Origin of the sequence: Xanthomonas sp. SHU 166, from assembly GCF_000364685.1 — a bacterium.
GTDB lineage: Bacteria > Pseudomonadota > Gammaproteobacteria > Xanthomonadales > Xanthomonadaceae > Xanthomonas_A > Xanthomonas_A sontii.
This window is the reverse complement of record NZ_AQOJ01000810.1, coordinates 1-1,763: the sequence shown is the minus strand read 5'-3', so window position 1 is coordinate 1,763 and position 1,763 is coordinate 1. Positions and strand designations below refer to the sequence as shown.

At 70.5% G+C, this 1,763-nt stretch carries 2 protein-coding genes and 1 pseudogene; 2 read left to right on the top strand and 1 reads right to left on the bottom strand.

The features are described from left to right. Both D180_RS18675 and D180_RS18670 read left to right on the top strand, forming a co-directional pair. Positions 1 to 386 (top strand): cytochrome c (locus D180_RS18675; RefSeq protein ID WP_232760587.1); only part of this gene is annotated, 386 nt, incomplete at its 5' end. 7 nt (positions 387 to 393) lie between these two features. Beyond that, a complete protein-coding gene (locus tag D180_RS18670; protein ID WP_017911097.1) occupies positions 394 to 855 on the top strand; it encodes a cytochrome c in 462 nt (153 codons plus the stop codon). 406 nt (positions 856 to 1,261) lie between these two features. Here D180_RS18670 and D180_RS18665 read toward each other — a convergent pair. Then, positions 1,262 to 1,763, bottom strand: a pseudogene (locus D180_RS18665) (transmembrane repetitive protein); the annotation flags it as partial.

Genomic DNA, 1,763 nt, shown 5'->3' with positions numbered 1-1,763 from the left:
CCCCCCAGCCGCTAGCCGCTTGTTTTGCTCTGGCCGTACTCGTTTCTGTTGGGGCCGCCCCGGCCGTGGCGCAGACCGCGCCGGCGCCCGCCGCTCCCGCTCCCGCCGCCGCAGCCGCGGCACCTGCGCCTGTTCAGGGCAACGCGGCCAACGGCCGGGTGCTCACCTACACCTGCCAGGGCTGCCACGGCGTCACCGGCTACAAGAACGCCTATCCCAGCTACCGCATCCCCAAGATCGGCGGGCAGTCGGCGCAGTACCTGACCCAGGCGCTGACCGAATACCGGCTCGGCAAGCGCAAGCATCCGACCATGCAGGCCCAGGCGGAAAGCTTCTCCGACCAGGAGATCGCCGACATCGCCGCTTTCCTGTCCACCCTCAAGTAGGCCTCTCATGCCGAACGCCGCGCACGCCTTGCGTCCCGCCCTCGTCCTGCTTGCCGCCCTGTGCCTGGGGGCCTGTTCGCAATCGCAGGTGGAATCCACCAGCAAATCCGCCGGCGACCCCGGCCACGCCAGCGGCGAGCACGGTTCCGGCTCCTCCGCCGGCCTGCCCGGCGGGCGCATCGACGCCGGCGACAAGCTGGCCCACGCCAAGGGCAAGGCCACCGGGCAGAGCTGCATCGACTGCCACGGCGCCGACGGCAACGCGCCGATCGACCCGACCTATCCCAAGCTCGGCGGCCAGTACGGCGATTACCTGGCACACGCGCTGCAGGCCTATCGCGGCGGCACCCGCACGCATCCGCTGATGAGCCCGCAGGCAGCGCAGCTGAGCGACCAGGACATCGCCGACCTGGCCGCCTACTTCGGCTCGCGCAGCAGCCAGTTGCGCGATTTGCACGGCGTGAACTGAGCGCACCGCGCGCAGGGATCTCGCACGCCACATGACGCGCGCGGTCGCCTGCACCAGACTGCGCCGAGCAGCGGCGACGGGACTGCGCACAGCGCGCGCTCCGGATGCGACACCGTCGACGCGTGACCAGCTCGCCGCCACGTTCGCGTGGTGCGCGATCCGGTGTCGCTTCGCCCCTATCCAATGACGTGAGGCACACACGCAAGAGCGGCTTCAGCCGCTCTTACGAAACAGCACGTCGTGCGCGACGGGTTGTTTGGTGCTGCCTTTCAGTCGCGACGAGCCCTCGCAGGCAACGCCGTGCCAGCTGAAGCCATCCACTTGGACCAAACCGCGCCCGGTCCGCGTGTGCCGCAGCTGGTGATGTGCGGCGCCCGCATGTGTGAGCGGGCGGGTACCCCGCCACTCAGCGACTGCCGTTGTCTTCCTGCAGCTCGCGCTTGAACGGCACGTTCGGCGGCGGCCGCGCGCCAGCCGGCTGCTCGTTGAGATTGGGGTCGGTGATGCTGCAGCCGCCGCCCACCTGCAGGATCGAGACCACGCAGGAAATGCTGCTGGTGGTGCCCGGAATCGGGATCTTCACCGACTTGATGCCGCGCCGCACCCACTCCTCCAGCAGCGTCGCGTTCGGCAGCCAGTACTTGTCGAACGAGGTCGGCGTGTAGTCGTACGGCGGGCGCTTGAGCCACTCGCCGGCCTTTTCGATGCGCTCGCGCGTCCAGGTGTCGGTCTCGGAACCGGGTGCGCTGCGCGCCGGTGCCTGGTCGTTGCCGCGGCCATCGGCCAGGCGCACGCTGCCGTCGGCATTGAACAGGCCGCCACCCTTGCTGGCGCCGGCACCGGCATCGCCGGGGCGGTTGCGTGCGGCCGCGCCCCAGTCGTCGCCGCGCTGCGGCGTGGCCCAGCCG